Source organism: Halosegnis longus (assembly GCF_009663395.1).
Lineage (GTDB): Archaea > Halobacteriota > Halobacteria > Halobacteriales > Haloarculaceae > Halosegnis > Halosegnis longus.
Genome location: NZ_QKNW01000002.1, coordinates 1 through 23,416 on the forward strand (window position 1 = coordinate 1; position 23,416 = coordinate 23,416).

Consider the following 23,416-nt stretch of genomic DNA (forward strand, 5'->3'; position numbering starts at 1 on the left):
AGGCCCCATCGGCGGCCGTCAACACAATCGTCGCCCGGACATCCCGACTCGGATCAAGCGCCTGTAGCCCAACCGCATAGGCGGCCATCTGCGGTTCGTGGTGGGTCGCTCGCCCCTGGACAAACTCGTCGATTGACTCCTCGCCCCAACGATCAGTCTTGAAATCAACAATATGGTAGGCATCATCGGAGACAAGCAGGCGGTCAATCTCCCCGCGCATCGCCACGCGTGCCCCCGACACGAGCTCCTCTAACTCGGCATCAATGCCAAACTCAGCATGGTGACTCTGGACAGCCGGCGTCACTAACGACTCAAGACCCTGGACCGCCGCGTCCGCATCTGCCATCGCAGCCGTCGCCACCGCAGCGATATCAACGGCCTCGACATCAGCCGCTGTCTCGCCAGCAAGCACTTGCCGGACAATGCGCTCAACGGCCTCCTCCGGCGGCGCCATCTCAACCAGTCGGTGGACAAGCGTGCCGTAGGCAGCTGCCGACACGCCACCAGGAATGTCACGCCCACCGCCAGCCGACTGGCCCGCTCCACGATCATGCTCCGGCACGTGGTCTTCCTCAACCACCCCAATCGTCTGGTCATCAAGCCATGCGAGCGACGCCGTTCCAGCTGCAAGGCCACTACACTGCGATGGCGACAGCTGAATCGTCGGGGTCGCCTCTTGGGTCGGCGGGGGCTCATACCCGGACAGATCAACAGTCGGCTGCGTCTCATTCGATAATTCAACCGACTCCGCGGGTGGCTGCCGAATCGTAATCGTCCCGGTTTCCTGCCCATCTGGCCCGGGATATGGCAGCGTTCGCCTGTATTCTCCGTCCGCCGCTAACGCGTCGAACACTGCAGCTGGGCCGTCACCATCTGCCTCCTCATCGGCTTCGAATAGCGCGGCCTGGACCCAGTCACGCCAGGCCTTCGCATCCGTCGGGCTCGGCTCGGCCATCTCACCGGGATACTCACTGTCAGAGCCAGTCGCATGCCGCCCCGTCAAGACCAGATGATCACGCGCCCGGGTACAGGCAACATACAGTGTGCGCTTCTCTTCGGCTCGCTCTTCATGGCGACGCTGCCGCGCAGCTGTTGCGCGACTCAGCGTCTGCTGGGTCCGGAATCGATCCGACGGTGTCGGCCCCTTCAGGCCGAATACAGGCACCCGTTCATCCTCACCGGTCGGCACCGTCTCGAACTCCGCCTGTTGCGCGCCAAGTCGGGCGCCGCCGGCCTGCGTGAACTTACGATGCATTCCAGGCACGACGACAATCGGGAATTCGTCACCCTTGGCCTCGTGAATCGTCAGTAACTGCACGCTCCCAGCGTCGGTGTCCTCCTCAGCATCAGCGAACGAGACGACATTCGCTTCGGGGTCATGCTCGGCACGCTCCTGCTGGTGTTCCAACTGCCGAATCACGCCCGAGAGACTATGCTGGTCGCCGTCGGCAATCGCATCTACACGATCCCGGAATCGCTCCACATTCACCATCGCCGTTTCGCCACGCTCGTCTGCCCCAATCGCCGCCAGATAGCCAGTTTCGCGAAGCGCCAGCTCAACGACGGCGCCCCATGAGTCTACCTGGCGACCATCGACATCGGGATCCGTGCCAGCTGCCTCGCGCAACATTGTCAGCGTCCGCGCAATCGCGGCCCACTCCTCGCCATCGGCGGCCTGCAGCGCCTGCCACAGCTCCACATCGTCCCCGTCGGCACCGGCTTGATCGTCGCGACCAGCGACAGCCAGCTGGGCAAGGCTATCATCTGGCTGGCCAAACAGTGGCGACCGCAACACCGCATACAAGGCTCGGTTATCGGTCGGATCAGCGATGACGCGTAACAGATTACAGAGTGTCTCGACTTCCGGCGTCTCGAAGAATCCCTGCCCCTTCACCACGGTATGTGGAATCTCCGCTCGTCGAAGCGCCCGCTCATAGGCCGCGAGCTCACTCCGCGACCGGAGCAACACCGCCACATCACCAGGCCGAGCTGAACGGGCGCGTTCAATCGGTTCCGTCTGGGTGGCGGCGAGCTCGGCATACTCCGGATCGTCGGCTGAGACGCTTTCATAGACGGTCGTGTCGCCAGTGAGTAACTCAGCAATGCGGGTCGCAACCACCGACGCCTCAAGCCGGGCGGGCTCATCGCTTCCCTGGGTGAGCATATGCGTCGCCACATCAGGGAGGAGCGTTTCCTGGAGTTTGGCGTCCGTCGGCACCGGAATGTACTCGACAGCCGATGTCACACCATGTGGATTCGTCCGTCCGGCACGCAACGGCTCTGACCGCGCCTCGAAGTCTGCCGGCTTGCCGTCTCGCTCAGCATACCACGGCTCACCGTCACGGGGCCGGCCAACGAAGATCCGCTCGAACAGGCCATTGATTGCTTCTAGTGGCCGTTGGAGTGTCCGGAAATTCGTCGCCAATGGCGGCTGGGCCGTGGAATACCCCGCCGCGTCGTTTGCTGCTTTGAGCGTCGCTTCGCCATCGGCAAACACGCTGACATCGGCGCCGCGGAAGCGGTAGATACTCTGTTTTGCATCACCGACGATGAACAGATTCGTCGCTGTTGGCTCCGCCGGCTCCTCACACGTGAGCTGTTTGATGATGGCCCATTGCTCCGGATTTGTATCCTGGAATTCATCCACCATCACATACGCCTCCTGGGGCGACTCGCCAGACTCACTCATGAATCCAAGCTCGCGGCGTGCAGTCGGCGATATCGAGGCCAAGAAGTGGTTCGTCAGCGCAATCAAATCGCCGTAATCGACGACATTCTCCTCACGCTTTCGCTCGGTATATGCAGTAAATGCCTCTGTCGCCAGTGTCGCAAACGCCTGCACATCCGGGTAGGTGAGTTCGGCTGTCTGGAACGGTTGCTCTGGAATTGCGTCCCACGCGCCTTCCTGTGCATATGCAAAAAGCGACTCAAGGGCGTCAGCATACAGCCCAAGCGACGACTCTGGATACTCGTCAGCAATTCCCCCCTCCGGACGTAACGCTTCGTAGACGGTGCCACTGCTGCTTGAGATGACGGCCGCAAGCACACCAATCGCCATCTCGCGGCGTTCAGCCGTCGACAGTGACGACAGATCAGCCGACGGATCTGCATACTCGCCAAGCGCCCCAGCCACGTTGTTCAGCATCCACGACTCCGTATTGCCGTGTAATTCGGCTTCGGCCTCGGCCGGAAGTGCCTCGAAGGCCGCCACCATCGTCTGCCCGTGTTCGATTACGGCTGGGGTGATGGTTTCCAACCGTGCAAGCGACAAGCCCGAGTCCTCCGTGTCGAAATACTGCGCCGCGACACGATCACGGTAGTCGGCGGCTGACGTACAGGCGTCCATCGTCGAGAGCCACTCATACGTCGTGGCTCGTGGCGTGAACGCCAGAAAATCAGTGAGCATCTCTGCCAGCGTCTCCCGCGGAAACCGCCGTGCCAGTCGTTCAACGGCGTCGGGGGCCTCTGGGTCGCGGAACACTGCCGCAACGGCCGCCTCCTGTAGCGCCGTCGCGTCTCCCTCCTCGGCTACCTCAAACCCGATATCAAGTCCGTCATACGTCATGCCGTAGCGGCCAAGCGGTGTCTCGGCGTCGACAGTCGGTGTGGTCGTCGCGCCGACGGCATGCTCGCTCAAGAGCCGGTGACACAGGCCGTGCAGGGTGTGAATATAGGCGTCGTCAAGCCCATCCGCAACGGCCCGCCATGTTCGAAACTCCGGGCCAGAGTCAGCCGCTGAGAGGCGGCTGAGGATTTCTTCACGGACGCTTTCCACAAGATCATCCGCGGCGCGTTCAGTGAATGTTGTCGTCAGAATCTGTTCGGGAATCGCTTCCGCAGCCGCCAGCCGCGCCGATTCATCGGCTGTTGGCAGGGCGGCGACTCGCTGCTCCAGAATCTGCATATATCGCGCCGTCAGCGTCGTTGTTTTGCCCGTCCCCGCCCCGGCCCGCACACTCACGTTCCGATCAAGCGTCGTTGCAGCCGTCTGTTGTTCCGGCTCCAGTCGCTCCTCGTCAATCATCGCGGGCCTCCAGTCGCATCACCGGGCGCATAGATGATGTGGCGGCAAGGGTGCAAAGAAAGTTCCTGTGGGCACGCTCGGGCGTCGTGGCTTGCCTCACGGTAGGCTACGTCCATGAGGAGTCACTGGCAGGCATGTATGCCGGCGCATCGCCAACTCCGTCACGCCGCGCCTGGCGGTGGTGATGGCGCACATCACAGACATGGGCAAAGTCACAATGGGAACACCCAGCCGTGTCCGCTTCAAGCAGCGTCGGATGGAAGACGCCCGCCGTAAGTGCCTCCCGAATCGCTGCTAACCGCTCGTCAAGCGTCGTCGTGAGAAACTCCGCAAGTGTCTCTCCCTCTGTAGCATCCGCAGCAAACAGCTGATCTGTGCCAGTCGTGTACGGAAGCGCCATGCCAGAGTGGCCACGCCAGCCAGCCACATCCGCCCCAGCCAGTGGCGTCCCGGCATAGCCCGCCGTTGTCGGCGCATCAAGTGTGTAGTATGCCGCGCCGATTGGCGACCAGTCAGCATCGAGCGTGGCATCCAACAAGCGGAGATACACGGGCAGCTGGAAGCTCACACCGCGTCGAATCTCGTCGATACTCGGATACGAGCCCGTCTTGTAATCGACAGCAACAAACTCGGTGCCGTCATCGCCTGGCTGGATATCGACGCGGTCCACCTTTCCCCTGACAGACAATCCCTCAATGAGCTCGACGGGCTCTTGCGACAAGGGTGTCTCAACCGCCCCGTTGCGCACATCAAGCCCAACCGTCGCTTCAAACAATGCTGGCTGTGTCGTCAAGCGGCCGGAATCCCGAACGAGCTCATCACGCAACCGCACGAATACGCCACGATAACCGGGCGGGCCAGCATACGGATTCTCTCGGCTGTTCGGTTCAAGCCCGGCCAGTAGCCGCGTGAGAAACCCATCACTGAATGGCGACTCAAACTGGGCCATTGCTGAGTCTGCACGCTCTGCCATCGCCGCCGCAACCATCGCGTCCGCGACGCCATCACTGGCTTGGAAATCAATCGGCTCACCGGGCTCGTCCTGGAGTCGCTTGCCAACCCGCGCCAGCGTATTGTGAATAAACGTGCCGCCAATCCGGGCATCCGGATCCTGAGCCCGTTCCGTCGGCGGCTCGAATCCCAGCAGCTCACCCATGTAATATCGGAAGCCACACGTCGCAAACGTATCCAATCGCGACGGGCTGATCGGCCCGTCAAGCACCCCAAGCGCCGTCGCAGTCTCCGTCGAGATCCAGCCGTCGTAGGCCGTCGTCTCCGGTCGCTGGCGGGCAGTTGCAAGCGTCACGCCGGCCTGGAGTCGGTCACCAACGGGCGTGTCGGCAAATGGTGGCTGGCTCGCAGCCGACGCAGCCATCTCAACCCCATCCTCCTGTATCGCCGTGTCCGCAAGCGCCCGTCCGACGACCCGTTGGGCATCTAATGCTGTCTGCGGTGGCTGTGCCCCATCACGCTGCTTCGTCGGGGAGACATCAGTACCGATCCGCTTGAGCTCAGCCAGCAAATCCGCAATTACCGTCGGGTCGCCCTCGGCCGTCTGATCAGGGTGCGACAGCGTTATTTCGGTCATCTGGGCACACAGAATCCCAAGGGCATATCGCGCCTGTTGGCGCGTATCTGTTGCTGCGAAGTCCGGGTGGACATCGTTGACAGCTCGAGTAAAAGCGAGTCGAGTCGGCGTTGACGGGAATGCATCAGCCGTGAGCCCAACCACGAATGCGTGTGTCGCTGACTGCAGCAGTGTCTCTCCATATGTGCAGATCTGAACGCCCGATTCCGCGCCCAGTGTCCACTCCACGGTAGTCGTTTCGAGGGCGCGCGGCAGGACATCACTCAATGCCCCATCGCTCTCACTGGTGTCAAGCGTCGCGGCGACACGCTCCAGCGTCCGAACCGCGGCTCGCTCCCGGGTTGTTACCCACGGCTGGCGCGTCTCAACCTCGCGAAGCTGCCAGTCGGCTGTCGAAGACAGGATGCCCAACTGACGACACAGCGTCGCAAGTGTCTCCGATGCGGTCTCTGGAGCCGCTGTGAGTGACGCACAACACTCGATCAGCCAGGCCCGTTCGGCCTGTAGTTGACTAGCTGGCGACTCCTCACCGTCGGAGGACGATGAGTTGGCCTCGGCATCCGCTGTGGTGACAGTCGTCGCGTCCGCAAGGATCTCGGGGAGCGCGTCGAGGCGTGTCTCAGCCGGCAGCATATCTTCATCGACACGGATCGAGCCGGCCAATCCACTCAGGGGCTGGGCTGGTGTCGTCAGTGGGGTGGCGGCCAACTGTCGTACGGTCTCCAAGGTCGCTTCTCCCTCTGCAATCGTCAGACACAACGAGAGCACGGTTCCGAGTTCGGTATCTACCCCCGAGCACGATTGCTCAACTGTCGCCGGAATTCCGTAGCTTCGGCATGTCTCATACAGCGTTCGGCAGGCATCCGGATCACTCGCCGCAATGAGCACCTCTGCTGGGTCGGTTCCGTCCGCTAATGTTGCTCGCACACGGCGTGCGACACCCCGACGCTCATGGGCTGGCGTCGGATACGTGTCCCAACAAATGCCCGTTGTCGCAAGCGATGGGGCAGCCGTCTCCGGCCGATAGCGATACAGGTGGCTAGCAAGGCCCGATGTATCAGTCGCTGATTTGGCGTGGAATCCAAGCTGGCGATACGTGCGCCAGGCGCGACTAGCTCCCTGATCGACACCCGTCAGTGGCGCAGCAAGCGTCGGCTCACTGGCCGCTGTTGACAAAGGCAGTGTGGCAATGACGGTCGTCTCAGTCGCCATGATGGCATCGAGGAGGCGTCGTTCCAATGGTGAGAAGAACGGTTGCGGGCCGATTACAACGGCATCTGTGGATGCAAGGGCCGCCGCAAGAAGTTCGCCATCATCAATCACGCGTTCATATCGCTCAGTTCGAAGCGTTTGCCGGTCGGTCGGATCCGATGCAGCAATCGTTCGCTCCCGATCAAAGGCCGTCGAGAGCTCATGCAATGCCGTCAGAATTGACTCAGGCAACTCAGCCAGGCGTGCGTCAGTTGTAATCGTTGCTGGCTCAGTGAGCCCGGCGAATTCAAGCAACGACAGCAGATCTTCAGCTTGCTGGCAGACACCAGCGCCAGCATGTGGCACGGACGCAGCAAGCGGATGCTCAGCCGGTAGTGAATCAACAGCCCGTTCCACCAATCGCTGTCGCTGTTCGCCTGAAAGTGCATGTTCACGTGTTTCGAAGGCATGCCGCTCTAGTGCCTGATCAACAAGGCGATCGAAGGTTGTCGTCTGCAGTTGGAGTGGTGTTCCATGCTCAAGCCACAACTCGCGCGCAGCGTCGGTCTCATCGCGCGATGGCGTCACATAGAGGACTCGCTCTGGAAGTGGCTCTGCATGTGACGCTGCATCGCCAAAGGCAGCGTCAAGTGCCGTCGCCGGATCAGTGGCGACGTGCAGCGTTGGAGACATAGTTAGTAGGCACCCACGAGCTGTAAGAAGGTTTCCACAACGTGGCAATGCCAGTCGTGGATGTTCGTCTCGGCAATGGTTATTGAAATACGCGGACAGGAAGCCCACCACTGCCGCCTGCAGCACACTCAGTATGTTTGGGGCGGTTGCTCGAGAATCTGGAAGATTTCTGTTGCACGATACTCAGCCGGTCGGCCCTGGCTCTCGACCTCCTCAAGGATTCCTGCCTCGAGTAATGATTGAATTGCTCGGTAGGCAGTCGATCGATCGACATCATACATGTCCGCGACAACAGCCACCGTCACAAACGGAGTGGTAAACAAATCGCAGGCAAGCCGTGCAGCGGTCTTTGCTTGGCCTCCATACTGGTCAGTATACGTCTGTTCCAAAGTGGCAAGTTCACGGGTTCGGACAACGGCTTCCTCGGCTTGCTGTTTAATCCCAGTGAGGAAGAAGTCAAGCCATGCACCCCACTCTCCGTCTGTTCGAACAGCTTCCATTCGCTCGATATATGTTCGCTTGTTCCGGTTGAAGAACTCCGAGAGATAGAGATTTGGCGTGGAGAGATACTCTTGATCGATCAGTTGGAGCGTGATGAGGAGTCGGCCTAGTCGCCCATTGCCATCGCCGTAGGGGTGAATAGTTTCAAACTGATAGTGAAACAAGGCGATATCGATGAGGGTGTGGTAGTTTCCTCCAGTCTGATAGTACGTTAACAGCGATTCCATCAGATCCGGCGTAACGCCGGGTGCAGGCGGGAGATATGCACCAAGATGATTTGGAGTTTGCTTGTATTCGCCAATCGTAGCAGTCTCTACCCGCCTGTCCGGCAGGTCGGTGAGAAGCACCTCATGAAGATCGTGGAGGAGCTGCTCTGTCAGCCCGTCCCTGCTAACTGCTTTGCGTCCTATTTCAATGGCTTGTTCGTAGTTCAGGACCTCCTGCGCATCTTTCGTTTCACTAGCCACTGTGGACGCTGATGCCACCTCAGTATGCGTTTCGTACTGATAGACACTTGTGTAATCGACATTTGCACCCTCAATTTCCGCGGATTCCATCGCCTCCTTTCGAAGCAGACTCGTATACAACAGCGGCGAGAATTCAGCTGCTGCTGTCCCTCCGCTTAATTTACCCAGCCAATACGTTGCGTCGGCAAGCAGTTCATACAGCCTGTCTGGAAGTGTGAGCGGAGGGGATGGAGGCAGCGGATCTGGTCGATAGTACGACTGGTCACCGTACGAGACGAGCCTCCCGGGCGCAGTGTCTGCAAGTGTGAACTCACGCGCCATTGTGCATATAAGATCGATATAGCTGCAGTATTGTGAATCTTCGTGCCGCCATTGCACGGCTCACCGATTTGTAGACATAAACTATGCATTTTGGAGAACCAAATGCAACGTTGGGCGTATAGAAAGCCCCGACACTGCAGACACACCGTTGACTGCATCACGGTGAATGTGAGGAAATCCGGAAACCCGGAAGCGACCCTGCGACCCTCAACATACAGCCGCGCGAAGATGTGTGTATGGCACACCACCACGCTCCACGCGGACCAGACCGGAGTGAGGGCCCACAGCTCGAGCCGGGAATCACACTCCTGCATACAACGGCCGTGCAGTCGCCTGGTTTTGTCCAGCTTGTCTGCAGCTCGCTTGCAGCCGCTGACGATGCATTGTGGATTGATAGCCGCAACACCGCCAACACATATCGCCTCTACGAGACTGTCAGTGACGAGCGACAGCTTTCCGGGTTACAGATTGCCCGAGCCTTCACCGCCTACCAGCATTTCGAGCTATGTCGGCAGCTCTGTCGCCGCGTCACGCCGGACACAACGCTCGTCTGCTTGCCAAACATTGTGAGTCTCTATCAGGACGATGACGTCCCGGCGCATGAACGTGAGCAGCTATTCACGGCCGTCTGTGCCGGGCTGGCTGGGCTCGTGGAGACGTATTCGCTGCGTGTGGTGATCTCCACCCCAGCTGCGAACGAGCTTGTCGACCGGCTCACAGCGCTTGCTGACCGAGAACTCTCCGTTGAGACCACGCCATTTGGGTGTTATTTCGAGGGCGACGACTACGAGACGACGCTGTATCCGACGCAACACGGGTGGCAGACTACCATTCCGTACTGGGTTGAGCTGTTCGGCGTTGTCGACGATACGCAGCTCGTTGAGACGGCCTACAAAACAGAGTTTGCAGGGGTTGCATAGATGGGCCGAACAAATCCGACCTATCGCCGGTTTCTCGATGGGCAGCGCGAACAGTGGAGTGGCTACCGCCGAGCCCTCCGCTATGAGGCGAAACAGGATTTTGATTCGATCTTTGCGTATGCCGAGCGGTATGCCGATGCAGCCGGCTATCTGAATCGGACGGATCCCTCGACCGCGCTGCTTGTCTCGATGCTTATCGGTGTAGAAGCCGAACGGCGCCAGCTCGCTGACCGTGTTGCTGCGCTTGAGGCAGCCTGTGATGATGTCACTCCTGACTGTTGAATTTCGAGAGACTGGCGTCGTGGAGTGGCATACCACCGCGACTGGTGTCCGCACAGTGGCCGCTCCGGAATATACCCCAACGATGTACGTCGGGGGCGACGAAACAGCTCTCACAGAGCTGTCGGCCCGCTTGACCGATGATCCCAAAGTCGTCACGCTGGCTGTCGAAGACCACTACACGTCACTTGGGGCCAGTGACCGCGAGGCAGTCTTGCGGATCGATGCGGCTCGCGAGCGAGATATTCGACAAGTTGCGACTGAGATCCGGCATCACCACGAGCCGACAGCGTTCCAGCCAGCGACGTTTCGGCTCTACAACGTGGATTTCTCGCCACAGTTTCGCTACTGTCTGGAAACAGCGACTGCACCAGTACCGACACGCGACCTTCGAACCCTGCGACTCGAGCTCTCCGAGCCGGCGCGGGCAGCCGATCGTGTCGAGGACCTTGCTATCGATGGCGAGCAGGTGGCTGGCGATGCAGCTACAACACTTCGGGTGCTCGACGAGCGGCTTCGGACGACCGATCCAGATGTGCTATGTTGCTCTACGGCCGCACTTGTCCCCCTCCTCGAGACGGCCGCACACGAGCATGGCCTCGATGACTTTGCACTCGGGCGCCGAGAGGGCTATGAGCAACTCGCTGGAGCAAGCACCTACGAGAGCTACGGGCAAGTAGGCCACTCGCCCGCTCGCTATGCCGTCCCCGGGCGGGCGATCATTGATCGGGCAAATAGTTTCATGTTCGACAAGGGCGGGCTCGCCGGCATTCTCGATCTTGTTGAGCGATCATGGAAACCGATTCAGGAGACGGCATGGGGCTCAATTGGGACGATCTTGACAGCGATTCAGTTACGCGAAGCAACAAGCCGGGATGTGCTGGCACCGTGGAACAAATGGGAGCCAGAGCGATTCAAATCAGTCGATCAGTTACACGATGGCGATCGTGGTGGGTTCATTTTCGCGCCCGATGTAGGACTCCATGAGAATGTCACCGAGGTCGATTTTGGCTCGCTGTATCCGAACATCATGTGCAAGTGGAATATCTCACCGGAGACCATCGACTGTGAGTGCCATGACCGGGCGGGTGTGCCAGGCCTCGAGTATTCACTGTGTGACAGTCGTGGCTTCATTCCGGACGTCTTGCGCCCACTTATCGATGATCGCGCGGCGTACAAAGAGCGGCTTGCAGAAACGAGCGACCCTGATGAGCGTGAACACCTCCAGCAACGAGCGGATGCACTCAAATGGATCTTAGTCTCCTGTTTTGGGTATCAGGGATATCGTAATGCGAAGTTTGGCCGCATCGAGTGTCATGAGGCGATCAATGCAGTGGCGCGTGAACTCATGCTCAATGCGAAAGCCCGCCTCGAGGAGGGTGGTTGGCGCGTGGTACATGGAATTGTGGACTCGCTGTGGGTGACACCGAGGGCGCCCGATCCCGAGCCGATTGGAACCCTCTGTAGCGAGATCTCCACAGCGTGTGGAATCCCGCTTGAGCACGAACACGAGTTTGAGTGGGTTGCCTTCGTTCCAAAGCGTGATTCGGAAGCTGGCGCACTAACGAAATATTTCGGCGCAGTGCGCGATCCAAGCCCCGAAGCTGATGCGTACAAGATTCGTGGGATCGAAACCCGGCAGCGATCAACGCCGGCGTTCATTGCGACTGTGCAAGAGGAGCTGATTGCTCGCTATGCTGATACGCGCCAGCCGGAGGCTGTTGTCGCTGCGCTGCAGACGCATCTGGCTGCGTTGCAGACTGGTGACGTTGCACCTAATGAGCTGGTAGAGACTGCACGCACATCACAACCACTCGAGGCGTACACGCAGGCAACGCTCACGGTCGCAGCGCTGGAGCGTCTGCGCGAGCAGGGACTGTCACGGGCGCCTGGCCAGGATGTCGAGTATATCGTTGTTGCCGATGATGCAACGGGCGCCGCACGCGTTCGGCTCCCGCACGAGTCCCCCAGTACGTACGATATCGACTACTACAGCCAGTCGCTGATTCGAGCAGGCGTGAGTGTGTTGGCGCCATTTGGCTACGATGAGCGAATGCTCCGCCAGGCACTGCGTGAGACGACCGACCAGACACTCGCTGCCTATCAGTGAATCCAGATTGCCCCGGTGAGAGACGTGATGAGCTACCCGGAAACCCGGAAGTGACCCCCTTCCGCTTATGATGGCTGGCGCAGGTAGCATGGAGTAGAGCATGTTGCACAACGCCCGCGTTCTGGACGCTGACTGGGTCCCGAACGACGTGATCCACCGGAACGCGGAGAAGAATCGCCTGCGCAATGCGCTCCAGCCGGTGTTGGATGGCGCCCAGCCACAGGATGTGTTGGTTGAGGGGCCATCGGGTGCAGGCAAGACCTGCTTGGCGCGGTATACAACGGCAAAGCTCGAAGAACAAGCCCTGAACGTGCAAACCCAGTATATCGACTGTTGGAACCACTCCAACCGCTATCGTGTACTGCTCGATCTGCTCGAAGGGATCGGCCCGACGCATGATATTCACCGCAATACGCCACAGGACGAGATGCTGAGTCGGCTTGAGCGGATCGATGACCCGTACGTCGTCATTCTCGATGAAGCCGATCAGCTTGCCGACAAAGATCTGCTCCGGGAGCTATGGTCGATTCCACAGTTGACGGTGATTCTGATTGCTAACCGCGAAGAGGACGTCCTGAATGCACTCGACGAGCGAGTTCGCTCTCGGTTGCGGAGTGCCATGCGCGTCCGCTTCGATCAGTACCATCATGATGAACTCGTGGCGATTCTGCAGGCGCGCGCTGAGGCAGCCCTCACGCCAGAGGCGATCGATGGGCCGCAATTGGATCAGTTAGCCGATGCTGCAGCCGGCAATGCACGGGATGCGATTACATTTCTCCGACAGGCGGCCCAAGAGGCAGAGTGGGACGGCCGTGAAACGATCACGAGTGAACATATCCGCACCGCGATTCCGGCAGCACGCGACAATCTGCGTCAGCGCAGTCTCGACAAGCTGAGCGAGGATCAGCGATTGATCTACGATGTGTTGTTAGAGCATGGGTCACTCATGCCCAAGGAGATTCATGAGCGGTATACCACGCGGGTTGATGATCCAAAGACGAAGCGAACAGTACGGAAGTATCTCCGTAAGCTGGAGCACTACAACCTAATCGAGAGCGAGGGCGAAGGGCCCAGTCGTCGCTATACGCCAGCGACGTAAATTACTCCGAACTCAACCCCCGAGACACTCGCCGTATTCACCTGTAAAATTGGTACCCGGAAACCCGGAAGCCGCCACCTTACGCCTATTGACAGACACTGGCTGGGTAGTAGTATGGCAGCAACCAACAGCGTCGGAGACCACATCCAACGGCTCGCACTGCAGCGGATCCTTGACCACCTGCGCGCGGAGCACGAGCGTGGTCGGAGCTTCTACACACTCACTGAGATTGCCGAAGCGACTGGGCTTGATCCCACGACTGCCGCACAGGCGATGGAAGAACTGGAGGACGGTGGCCCATACACCGTCGAGGCAGTGGACGCAGAGTACAGCGAGATTCAGTGGCACGTATGGGGGTCTCCCTACGAGCTTGATGGCTGGGACTCTGACGTGTGGAATATTGAGGAGTGAAGCACAGCTAAAGACATACCTTCCGAGAACACCTGGTCTAACACATAGTCACACCTCGGTTCTGAGGCCGCCATGGACGAGGCAAGTTGTGGCGGGGCTTCAAACCGGGTGTCCTAACTGATGAGTTACAAGTGCTCGATGGGTGGCAATCGAACAGCCACGATCACCCCTGATGTACCGACTTTGCCCCGAAGGTTCTTGGTAGACGACTAGTACTGACACGCATGGTATCAGTCGAGAAGTGGAATGGGACCGGGAACGATTTCGTGATTGTTCCAGGGACCGCGCCTATCGAAGATGAGGCTCACTTCACGAAACATGTTTGCGACCGCGAGACCGGGCTTGACGACGTACATAGTAGAAAGCGTGGTGCAGACGGTGTGCTGTTTCTTACACTCCATGATGGCACTCCACCACGGGTTGAGATGCACCACGTCCAACCCGATGGCTCAACACCAGCGATGTGCGGCAACGGGGTTCGATGTGCAGCACAGTGGGCGCTGAATCGGACCGAGGCCGAATCCGTCATTGTTGAACCACCAGCTGGCCCACATCCGGCGACGCCAACAGCAGATGGCATCGAGATTGAGATGCAGCAACCACGATTTGCGCCGGCGGCTGTTCCGCTCAATCGACCCACGCCGCTTGTTGCAGAATCCCTCGGCGGATTCGACATTACAGCCGTCTCGACTGGGGTCCCGCATGCCGTTGCGTTTGTAGACGATATTGCTGACTACGACCTCTCAGAAGTTGCGCCACCGATTCGGCATCACGATATCTTTCCAGAGGGTGCGAACGTAACGCTCGCCGAATGGGTCGGTGAGACAGAGCTCATTCAACGAACGTACGAACGTGGTGTTGAAGCCGAGACAGACGCCTGTGGAACGGGAGCCGTTGCGATTGGCGCAGCCGCGGTCCGGACCCAGCGCGTCGCTCCCGGAACAACGCTTTCAATCCAGCCGCCAGGTGGGACGTTGGCTGTGACTGTCGACGAAGAGCAGGTCCTGATGGCCGGCCCCGTAGAACGCGAGTTTGAAACGACACTGGAAGCGACCCGTCGGAGTGTCACTCCCTCTCCGACCGACTGATGGCGGAACAAATTGCGACTGAGCCAACAGTCAGCACAGACACCGTTGCCGTCCAGGTGTTGCCCAGAAAAGCATTTGCTGCCAGTGACTTTCGCGACCCGCTAGACCAGTTCAAAGATGTCGTTATTCTCTCCGACTCGACATTCGCTGAGCTGTTCGATGATGCTCGTCCGACGGGCTATGTAGAACTCTCGACAGGGACCACCTCCACTGTGGCCCCGGCGTTGCGATTTGCTGATGGGTACGATGGCACAGTGAACGGTCGCCCGAAGGCGTATCTCAGAAACAACATCCAACAAGAGCTCGCTGTCGATCGCGCAGATCCGGTTCTTGATGTTCGAGCCATCGACGAACCAGATAGCGGTCCCTTGGAGGTCGTCCGCCTTTCAACGCAGATTGAGAGTACCGAGCCAGAGACGTGTCGGCTCCACCCAGAGCAATTGGCCGCGATGAATCTGGCAGACGGCGATGATATCGAGCTGTACAACCCACAGACAGGGTGGCGACTGAACAAAACCGCGCGAGCAGAGTCACGGCTTGATCCAGACCAAATTTCACTGAGTACTCGGGGACGGAAGTTACTCCAAGCTGAATTCGACGAGCGAGCCGGCGATGACGTCACAACGGTTCTGCATGCCAGGCCGCCAGTCGCCTGTCATGAACCAGAAGACCAGTTCTTGCCGACCGTACGAGCCGCTCTCCGGCGGCTTGTCGATCGCTCGGTCGGCTACCAGGAGACACAGCTGAAGATCAATATCGGACTCAATGCTGATGAAGGCCAAGGCCGTGGACGGGTCAACGAAGATACGATGGATATCCTGGCTGTTGAGGATGGTGACCGGGTCGAGATCTCCGCCAAAGATACTCGCACCGTGACGCGAATTCGAGCGATTGACCCAGAGAGCCACCTCATCAAAACTGACGAGGATATCCATGCATCTGATGTCCGGGACCGAACGATTCTCTTGCCATCGACCGTGCGAGAGGAGATTGACGCTGTCAGCGGAGATACCGTCACCGTCCGTAGGGAAACCCGAAATATCGCAATTCGACAGATTACACCTTCGTTATTCGGCTTTCTGGGCGTGTTTGTTGGCGGAATTCAGACGGTCGATCTCGCGGTGCCGCCAGCCTGGCAGTTGGAGGGCATTATTCTCACGATCATGCTCTCATTTGCCGCAATTTGGCTGACCCTCTGGCCGGAGCGGGAACGCTGTCGGTGACGAGTGTTATGGTGCGGTTTCGCGGGCGAAATACACTGTATCGGTATCCGCGCCGCGATCATTTGGAATTCGATGCACGAGATCGAATCCGAACTGCTCTAAGATTGCAATGTGCGCTTCGTTGTCGTCCCAGGTTTTTGTCGTCACATAGGGTTGGACCCACTCTGTCGGGAGATCAGTGAACAGGTACTCATACAGTGTTGAGGCGATGCCTTGCCCCCGGGAATCGGGCTCTACAGCAACGATTTCCACGTGGTTTGACGGAGTATACCCGTCCAAGAATTTCGACTCAGAGATCTGCTTGAATGATAAGAACCCAACTACCCGGTCATCCTCAACTGCGTAAATGAGCGGACGGGCCAGACATCGGTTGACGTACCCGTCAACATCTGTGTGTCCGCCTTCGGCTGCCGACCGATCCATGTCACTTCGAGAGCCGCCCGTCAGCGGGGGGACGAACTCATCATCAACGGTCTGAATGAGCCGGCGGATATCTGCTGTATGCGTCTCCAGCTGCCCGTCGCTAAATTTTACATTCATATCTCATCTGACCCGCATTCCCTGGGGTCGTACACGCCGTTCGCCCAGCGATTAGCGAATTACCGGCTGATAGTCGCTTAACAATTGTCACTTGGCCTCGGTGGCATCATCGTCGTTCGGGTGTTCTCTGGAACAACGCTCTCCGCTGAGGTAGCGGTGTTCACCGCACCGAGCACGTCCGCGAAGTCTCGCGGTAACTATCGTCCGGGGGACAGAAGCTTTCTCTGTCTCGCTCTGCAATCTGTTTGACAGTGGTTGACGCTATCAGAACGTACGCTGACTACGATACCTTCGCTCGCAGGTGGCACTCAGAGACACTCAGAGACCACGGTGTGGCCCTGGAGACGGCACGAGAGCGGAGTCTCATCAGCGAGCAAGATACGCATCGACTGTGGCAGTTGTTGGGTCTCCTGGACGAAGCTGACGTGTTCATCCAGCTCCCGGAGTGGCTCGTTGACGAGAAAACCGACGACGTGCGGGAACGCCTGGCCACCGCGTTTGTCGGACGTATCTCCCGTGAAACCGAGGAGGCAGTTCTCTTCAAGAACTCGTCGCCGGGTCGTCGTCTCATGCAGATCGCACACAAGATACACTCGCTCGAACACGGCATCGAGAATACTGCAGTCGATAGCGACCGTCGAGAGCGGTTGAATGATATGCTACAGGAAGAGCATCGGCGATTCGAGAAGCGAGACGATGCCCCGTATCTCTCTGACGAGTGGCTTCCGAAGTCTCAGCTTATCAGTATCGTCCAACGGAGAGAGTAGTCGGTACCACGGCCTGTTCACCAAGCCAGTGTGGCGAATCTCGTCGTGAATCGTTCTATACGACGGATTCTCCCGACGTTGTGTATGTCATTCGAAATGCTTCTGAGTGTAAGATTACCGAGAATTTTTGACCGGTTTGTTACGGAGAACTCGTCGAGGAAAGCACTTGGAGTCGTTCCTACGGTGGGTTGCGACCTGCGTTGAGCGGGGCATACGAGTCCGTGTGGTAGGCGACCCGCCAGAGTTTGAGGACCGCACGGGTGATCAACTCTTTGGGAGATTGTGCGATACAGGACGCTTCGACCGCGTCTGGGTCGGAACTCGCATTCGGTGGTGGGTGGTAGTGTGCTAATCCGGAGACATGGATGTAGTCGCCTGCGTGTGGATGCTTTCCCCAACGCAGATTCTCCCCTTCGGTGTCCGTGTAGTGGAATTTGTAGTCATCTCGTGTTGTCCACTGGATGTCGATTCGGGCCTCATCGGCTGCACACAGTCCGTCGTCAAGCACAACTTCGAGCACAGAGGGATGGAGATAGTCGTCGAGTGCAGCTGTTGCGAGCGGTTCCATCTCCTCAACGATGTCACGAATCGTCAGGAGCGCCGGGCGATCCGTCGCTCCCCGGAGCGTATGGGTTTCTGCTTGGGCAAGAGACTCCCGCACCATTCAGGCAGAGACGCTATCGTCAGTCGACCGACGGTCACTATCAACGAACTGCTCAGCGTTGTCGATCGAGAGGGCAGCGTTCGCGAACGCGAGATTCCGTCGAAGGGTTTTCCACTCACGAATCGTTGCTGGATCGATCTCCTCCTGTGGGGATTCGGTCTCGCTGAGGGCCTGGTTCGTCTGGTTGACCGTCAATTCCTCGGGAGAATCAACACCGAATTCGGATCGATACTCGGTGAGCTGCTCGCGCATCTCCTGAATTCGAGTAACGAGTTCATCAGTTGAGACGTGCTCGAGGATGTCGGCAGCCTGTTCGACGACAAGTGATTCAGGGGAGCGCCGATAGAGTGTTCCACCCTGTTCGCCAGGTGTCGTCTCGACAAACCCCTCGTCTGCGAGTGTGTTCAGGTGCTTCCGAGCGGTCTTTGGTGCCGTCCGTGCATCGTCAGCGACGGCAGCAGCTGAGACGGGGCTGTACGTATGCGCAACGACGTGTCGAATGCGCTCATAGGGGGTTGTGTCTGCTTCCCAGTCCTCACCAACCGCGTCGTTAACGTCTGTGAACTCATCTGGTGGGGCTCGGTCGCTCATGTATAGATGCACGTCTTAGAGGAATATAGTGCTTTGGTGAATTCATATGTTCCCCCAGTAGAGAGTACACCGGCTGGATTCCCCCAAGTGAATTCCGGAAATCGGGGGAGAAGTAGCGGAACACAGACAAACGGCCAGAAAGCGCCGATGGATAGGCTTCTGCCGATAGATTCGTTCGAGCCGCGGTGCGGTTATCCAACGCCGCAGGTACGCTGTCCGATACTCTACTGTACAGCGTCAATGACTGCTGCCACGTCCGACTCATCCTCAAGAGAGTCGTCACCAACGAGGTGCAGTCGTTGTCGTGGCCGTCCGACATCCTGTTTAATCTGTGTCGTGGCAATCGCGCCGGCATCCTCAAGCGTGGTCTTGGCGCGCGAGATCGTCGCTTTACTGGAGAGACCACAATCCTCCAGGAGCTTCGAAACCGCATACAGCGAGCAATCGTTGGCTGCCGCCGCCAGCACCGCTCGCTGTTGGTCTGGCGTCTCGCCGGGGGCTTGCAGCGCGGAAATAAAGTCAGTCTGCAGGTCTTCGTCGAACTCCTCGGCCACGCGCTCACGGAACGTCGACAGCGTCCCGCCGGGAAGCCCGTATGGCTCGCCGGCCTCGAATGCCTGTGCGGCGGCCTCGCGTGCTCGCTCGACCGTGGGTGTATCCTCGCTCGTCGTCGCGACGGTCGTCTCAGGCAGTGGCGTCGAGACCGCGACCGCGTCGTCCGTCACCGCGAAACTCGACTCATGTGCTGCGGTCTCCGAAACGCGAACGTCCGCGGTCGCTGCAAGCTCATTGAACAGGAGCCGCCCGAGGTAGTCGCCTCGGAGACGTGTTCTGGCTGTTGGCGACAATACGATGCGCTCCGGGCCTAGTTCCGGCATCTCGCCGGGTGGGTCAGTCGGCGCTGGAGTGCCACACAGGCGTGATGCATACCCGACCGCTTCCCGGGCGCTGGTGAAGACGAGATACTCGGGTGCAGTCAGTGCCGCGAACGTGGGGGCTGAATGCTCGGCTGGGGGTGCACTCATACATCAGTTTAGTGGTGGGATAAAATAAGACCTGTCGCTCTGGAATCTGTTGGCTTCACTGTTCCTCTCGCAGTGCGACGACCGCGTCCGCCCGCTCGACCCGCCGCGGTTCCCCATCGTGCACAACAAACAGATCGTTGCCGACGGTGACGGGCGCACGGTCACCCTCCTCGAAGCCAGCATCGCGGGCGTTCGGGAGCTGTACCTGATACCCGTTCCCCTCCGGCTGGATGCTCGCGAACATGATGCGATAGAGCGACTCGGCGTCACGCGCCAGCGGATCGACCAGTTCGATGCGGTCGCGGCCAGTAAGTTCCGCTCGATTCCCGACCAGTAGCGTGTCGTCGACGGCGACGATGAACACGTCGGCGAGGTCGTGCACGTCGCCGTCGTCGGTCTCACGCACGAGCCCAGCCTCGCGCGCCGGCACGGTCACCTGCAGCGCAAGCCCGCCGCCCGAACGTTTGATACGGTTCGCTGCCATACGTTCGTACACGATACGAACGTGGAAAGAGCTACCGACGACGACTCTCCCGACCGCCCGCTCTCAGAGCTGATCGACGACCGGAGCGACATCGCTGAGTTGCGACCACGCATCAAGGAGCGGGCTCGCGAACTCCGGGCGGCTGGGGACGACGCCCACGTTGAAGACCTCCTCGCGCTGACGCGCAAGAACGATACGGCGTACATCTCCGATGCGGACATGGCGAAAGCGGAGTGGGCAGCCGAGATGTACGAGTACGCGAACGACCACTTCCGCGAGCAGCGCGACGACGGCGAGCTTGACGCCGCCGACATGGACTGGACGCCCGACGGCGACGTGATGATTGCACCGCGGAAACTCCACTACTTCCTCGGCGGCTCGGGGAAAACGACCCGCGACGGCCGCCCCGTTGAGAATAACACGCACTGTTGGGGTGAACTCCGCGAGGGGTTGCGGTGGGCGCAGATTCTCGGCCTCGTCGACGCCGACGCCATCAAAGACAAGCGGAATCCGTCGCCACAGGGACCGGCTATCACCATCGCGAGCGACGGATCGGTCGAGGACGCCTCGCCTGCTCGCGACCGCGGTCCCGCCCGCGTGCTTGACGAGGTCGGGCCGTTCGAAATCGACACTGGCTACCGGAAACCGAACGTACCGACGGAGATTCGCCGGCCCGAACTGCGCCACGAGGATGCCGACGATCTCATTAGTACGGTTGCGGAGGACCTCGTCGACACAGCCTTCCAGCGCGTCCGGTATGACGCGCTCTCCCAGCAGGCCTACTACGTTGAGGTGTGGTGCGAGAAGTCGGGTATCATCCCCCAATCGCTCTCTGCGGAGTACGGGGTCACCCGGCGTCCTGCAGGCGGTGGGGAGATGTCGTATCAAATGTGCCGACAGGCCATCGAGATTGCGGCCGCTCGCGAGCAGGGCCTCGTCATTATCCTACTCACCGACTACGACCCGAAGGGCAGTGATATGCCGAAGTCCGCCGCCCGGAAGCTCGAGGTTGAAGCCGCGTTTCACGACACGGAGGTGCAGCTGCATCACGCGGGCGTCACCCGCGCACAGGTGCAGGAGTACGAGCTCCGAACAACGCCGGCGAACGACCCCAGCGGTGACGCGGCGAATCCGGGCCGGAAGGCGTACGAGGGGCACACGGAGACATTCGAGGCGTACGCCGGACAGGACCCGGTCGAAGTGGATGCCTTTGCCGCCGACTATCCTGGCGAGTTCCGCCAGGCCATTGCCGACTACATCGAGCCGTACTATGACGATGCGCTCGCGACGCGGATTGAGGCGGCGACCGAGGATGCAAAGCAAGAGGCACTCCGACTCGTCCGTCGCCGCCTCAGTGAGGACGAAATCGCGGTTGAGGATGCCGTGGCGGACCTCCAGCGGGCGATTGATGCCTACATCGACCGCATGGCCCCTGGGTTCGAGGCCGCCGAAGCCAGCCTTGAAGCACTTGCTGATGAGGCGCGCGAACAGCGCGAGGAACACAAACTGGACCAGCGTCGTGACGAGCTGAAGGACGCAATCCGCATGGACTTCCGCGATGCACTTGCCGACGTGGAGGTCGACCTACCGGACCCGGACGCCGACGGCCGCGAGGGGCCGCTGCTGGATACGCGACGTGGCTTCTTCGAGCAGGTCGACTGGTACAAGGCGAACGATATTCGCGAGGAGTAGCCCACCGACGCGTCACTGCTGGTTGCTGTCACCGTCTGAGCGGCGCTGCTCGGGTTGTGATATGCTGCCCTGTTGAAATTCACACTCAGTACAGTTGCAGCAAATCTATGCGTGTTTTATCTGGGTACGGGAAACGCTGGAAGCGATGATTCGTCCTGAAGTGTGGCGACGAAGTGCTGTCTCAGCCCCGCTGGTCGTTTTACACAGTTTTTTGATACGTGGCTGTAGTAAATGTGGTATGCGCGATGTACCGATGTACAATCCCACTCATCGGGTCCCCCGATCTCGCAAGCATGGGCCCGACTCCGACCCGTCTGTCCGCTGGAGTCACCAACTTCAAAAGTACGTCCATGAGGTCGCTATCTGGGACAACACGGTGTATGTCGCAGTGAGTGATGAGGTTGTGGCAATCGGTACCGATGGCACCGAACAGTGGTCGTTCCGAACGGACGATGAGGTGTGGTCGTCGCCAGCGGTCGTGGATGGCACCGTCTACGTCGGGAGTGACGACGCCCATGTTTACGCGCTGGATGCTCGCAGTGGCACCGAACAGTGGTCGTTCCGAACGGACGGTGAGGTGCGGTCGTCGCCAGCGGTAGTTGATGATACCGTTTACGTCGGGAGCGGGTACAGCGCGCAGGTGTCGTCGCCTCCTTTCGATAGGGGGACTGTCTACGCGCTGGATGCTGCCAGTGGCACCGAACGGTGGACGTTCCAAACAGCCAATGATCCAGTTTCGGGTGTGAGCTCGTCGCCAGCGGTCGTGGATGGCACCGTCTACGTCGGGAGTGACGACGCCCATGTTTACGCGCTGGATGCTCGCAGTGGCACCGAACAGTGGTCGTTCCAAACAGCCAATGCTCCAAGTTCGGTTGTGAGGTCGTCGCCAGCGGTCGTGGATGGCACCGTCTACATCGGGAGTCGCGACACCCATGTTTACGCGCTGGATGCCCGCAGTGGCACCGAACAGTGGTCGTTCCAAACGGACGGTTGGGTGCGGTCGTCACCTGCGGTGGTTGATGACACTGTCTACGTCGGGAGTGACGACACCCGTGTTTACGCACTGGATGCTCGCGGTGGCACCGAGCAGTGGTCGTTCCGAACGGACGGTGAGGTGCGGTCGTCGCCAGCGGTGGTTGATGATACCGTTTACATCGGGAATGTCGACCGTCATGTCTACGCGCTGGATGCTGCCAGTGGCACCGAACAGTGGTCGTTCCAAACAGACGGTACAACGATCTCACCTGTGGTGGTTGATGGCACTGTCTACGTCGGGAGTTGTGACAGGGTCTACGCCTTAGGGGAAGAGGAGTCAGGAGGGAATACGAAAGTCTACGAACGCTGTTCAGGGTGTGGGGCGGATTTGTCCGACCACGGTGACGTGAACTTCTGCCCAAAGTGCGGGGCTCAGACAGAGACGAGTGCAGACTCCAATTCATAAGTATACGACCCGTGGGTGTTTGATACCAGTCTCAGTCGCAGAGCCTAGTGACTCACTCAATGATTCGGTCAGCAGCGGGATGCTGTACAGATGATCGAATCGCTGCATGTGCGCCCTACATCTTGCACGGCTTCCAGAACGTGTACTGGATCTGGTAAGACTCACAGCGGTATCTACAGGCGGAGCAGGCCGAGTGCCTCGGGGCTTGACCCCGAGGCGGTTCACGCACTTCGAGTAGCACAGCTGATTCGGTAGATCAGAGATGGAATGAACGTGGTCGCAGTGCTGCATTGATCC

At 59.4% G+C, this 23,416-nt stretch carries 18 protein-coding genes; 10 read left to right on the forward strand and 8 right to left on the reverse strand.

Annotated features, from left to right (window positions below):
- The 3 genes from DM818_RS13220 to DM818_RS13230 form a co-directional block, all read right to left on the reverse strand.
- Positions 1–4,024, reverse strand: a 4,024-nt coding sequence (locus DM818_RS13220; protein WP_153952705.1) for a UvrD-helicase domain-containing protein, incomplete at its 3' end; no start/stop codon positions are given.
- 106 nt (positions 4,025–4,130) lie between these two features.
- On the reverse strand, positions 4,131–7,496 hold the full coding sequence (locus tag DM818_RS13225; protein WP_153952706.1) for a PD-(D/E)XK nuclease family protein: 3,366 nt from the start codon (positions 7,494–7,496) through the stop codon (positions 4,131–4,133).
- A gap of 128 nt (positions 7,497–7,624) precedes the next feature.
- Positions 7,625–8,785, reverse strand: coding sequence for a Fic family protein (locus tag DM818_RS13230; RefSeq protein WP_153952707.1), 1,161 nt, complete (start codon positions 8,783–8,785; stop codon positions 7,625–7,627).
- Positions 8,786–9,021: 236 nt separating this feature from the next.
- Here DM818_RS13230 and DM818_RS13235 point away from each other — a divergent pair, with 236 nt between their 5' ends.
- The 7 genes from DM818_RS13235 to DM818_RS13265 all read left to right on the forward strand — a co-directional run bounded on the left by DM818_RS13235 (position 9,022) and on the right by DM818_RS13265 (position 15,915).
- On the forward strand, positions 9,022–9,705 hold the full coding sequence (locus DM818_RS13235; protein ID WP_153952708.1) for a hypothetical protein: 684 nt from the start codon (positions 9,022–9,024) through the stop codon (positions 9,703–9,705).
- Positions 9,706–9,987 carry a hypothetical protein gene (locus DM818_RS13240; RefSeq protein WP_153952709.1) on the forward strand — a complete coding sequence of 94 codons (282 nt, stop codon included), beginning with the start codon at positions 9,706–9,708 and terminating at the stop codon, positions 9,985–9,987.
- Positions 9,968–12,094, forward strand: a complete 2,127-nt coding sequence (locus DM818_RS13245; RefSeq protein WP_153952710.1) for a type B DNA-directed DNA polymerase — start codon at positions 9,968–9,970, stop codon at positions 12,092–12,094. The genes DM818_RS13240 and DM818_RS13245 overlap by 20 nt, the downstream gene beginning before the upstream one ends.
- A gap of 100 nt (positions 12,095–12,194) precedes the next feature.
- Positions 12,195–13,193: a Cdc6/Cdc18 family protein gene (locus DM818_RS13250; protein ID WP_153952711.1), complete on the forward strand. Its 999-nt coding sequence runs from the start codon at positions 12,195–12,197 to the stop codon at positions 13,191–13,193.
- A 114-nt stretch (positions 13,194–13,307) separates the two neighbouring features.
- Entirely contained in the window at positions 13,308–13,604 is a 297-nt protein-coding gene (locus tag DM818_RS13255) for a helix-turn-helix domain-containing protein (protein WP_153952712.1), read from the forward strand.
- A gap of 224 nt (positions 13,605–13,828) precedes the next feature.
- The gene (dapF, locus tag DM818_RS13260; protein ID WP_153952713.1) at positions 13,829–14,692 is read left to right on the forward strand and encodes a diaminopimelate epimerase; all 864 of its coding nucleotides are present in this window, start codon (positions 13,829–13,831) and stop codon (positions 14,690–14,692) included.
- Positions 14,692–15,915: a hypothetical protein gene (locus DM818_RS13265; protein ID WP_153952714.1), complete on the forward strand. Its 1,224-nt coding sequence runs from the start codon at positions 14,692–14,694 to the stop codon at positions 15,913–15,915. The genes dapF and DM818_RS13265 overlap by 1 nt, the downstream gene beginning before the upstream one ends.
- Before the next feature lie 6 nt (positions 15,916–15,921).
- On the opposite strand, the gene DM818_RS13270 is transcribed toward DM818_RS13265, so the two are convergent.
- Positions 15,922–16,455, reverse strand: coding sequence for a GNAT family N-acetyltransferase (locus tag DM818_RS13270; protein ID WP_153952715.1), 534 nt, complete (start codon positions 16,453–16,455; stop codon positions 15,922–15,924).
- A gap of 251 nt (positions 16,456–16,706) precedes the next feature.
- Here DM818_RS13270 and DM818_RS13275 point away from each other — a divergent pair, with 251 nt between their 5' ends.
- Entirely contained in the window at positions 16,707–17,222 is a 516-nt protein-coding gene (locus tag DM818_RS13275) for a hypothetical protein (protein ID WP_153952716.1), read from the forward strand.
- Positions 17,223–17,400: 178 nt separating this feature from the next.
- On the opposite strand, the gene DM818_RS13280 is transcribed toward DM818_RS13275, so the two are convergent.
- The 4 genes from DM818_RS13280 to DM818_RS13295 form a co-directional block, all read right to left on the reverse strand.
- Positions 17,401–17,886: a hypothetical protein gene (locus DM818_RS13280; RefSeq protein ID WP_153952717.1), complete on the reverse strand. Its 486-nt coding sequence runs from the start codon at positions 17,884–17,886 to the stop codon at positions 17,401–17,403.
- The gene (locus DM818_RS13285; protein WP_153952718.1) at positions 17,887–18,477 is read right to left on the reverse strand and encodes a DUF7342 family protein; all 591 of its coding nucleotides are present in this window, start codon (positions 18,475–18,477) and stop codon (positions 17,887–17,889) included.
- Positions 18,478–18,701: 224 nt separating this feature from the next.
- The gene (locus tag DM818_RS13290) at positions 18,702–19,502 is read right to left on the reverse strand and encodes a transcriptional regulator TbsP domain-containing protein (protein ID WP_153952719.1); all 801 of its coding nucleotides are present in this window, start codon (positions 19,500–19,502) and stop codon (positions 18,702–18,704) included.
- A gap of 55 nt (positions 19,503–19,557) precedes the next feature.
- Complete coding sequence (locus DM818_RS13295) at positions 19,558–19,986, reverse strand: hypothetical protein (RefSeq protein ID WP_153952720.1); 429 nt, start codon at positions 19,984–19,986, stop codon at positions 19,558–19,560.
- Between the two features lie 21 nt (positions 19,987–20,007).
- On the opposite strand from DM818_RS13295, the gene DM818_RS13300 reads away from it, so the two are divergent.
- Together DM818_RS13300 and DM818_RS13305 are read left to right on the forward strand one after the other, a co-directional pair.
- Entirely contained in the window at positions 20,008–21,678 is a 1,671-nt protein-coding gene (locus tag DM818_RS13300; RefSeq protein WP_153952721.1) for a hypothetical protein, read from the forward strand.
- 253 nt (positions 21,679–21,931) lie between these two features.
- The gene (locus tag DM818_RS13305; RefSeq protein ID WP_235907967.1) at positions 21,932–23,119 is read left to right on the forward strand and encodes an outer membrane protein assembly factor BamB family protein; all 1,188 of its coding nucleotides are present in this window, start codon (positions 21,932–21,934) and stop codon (positions 23,117–23,119) included.
- Positions 23,120–23,416: the final 297 nt, after the last annotated feature.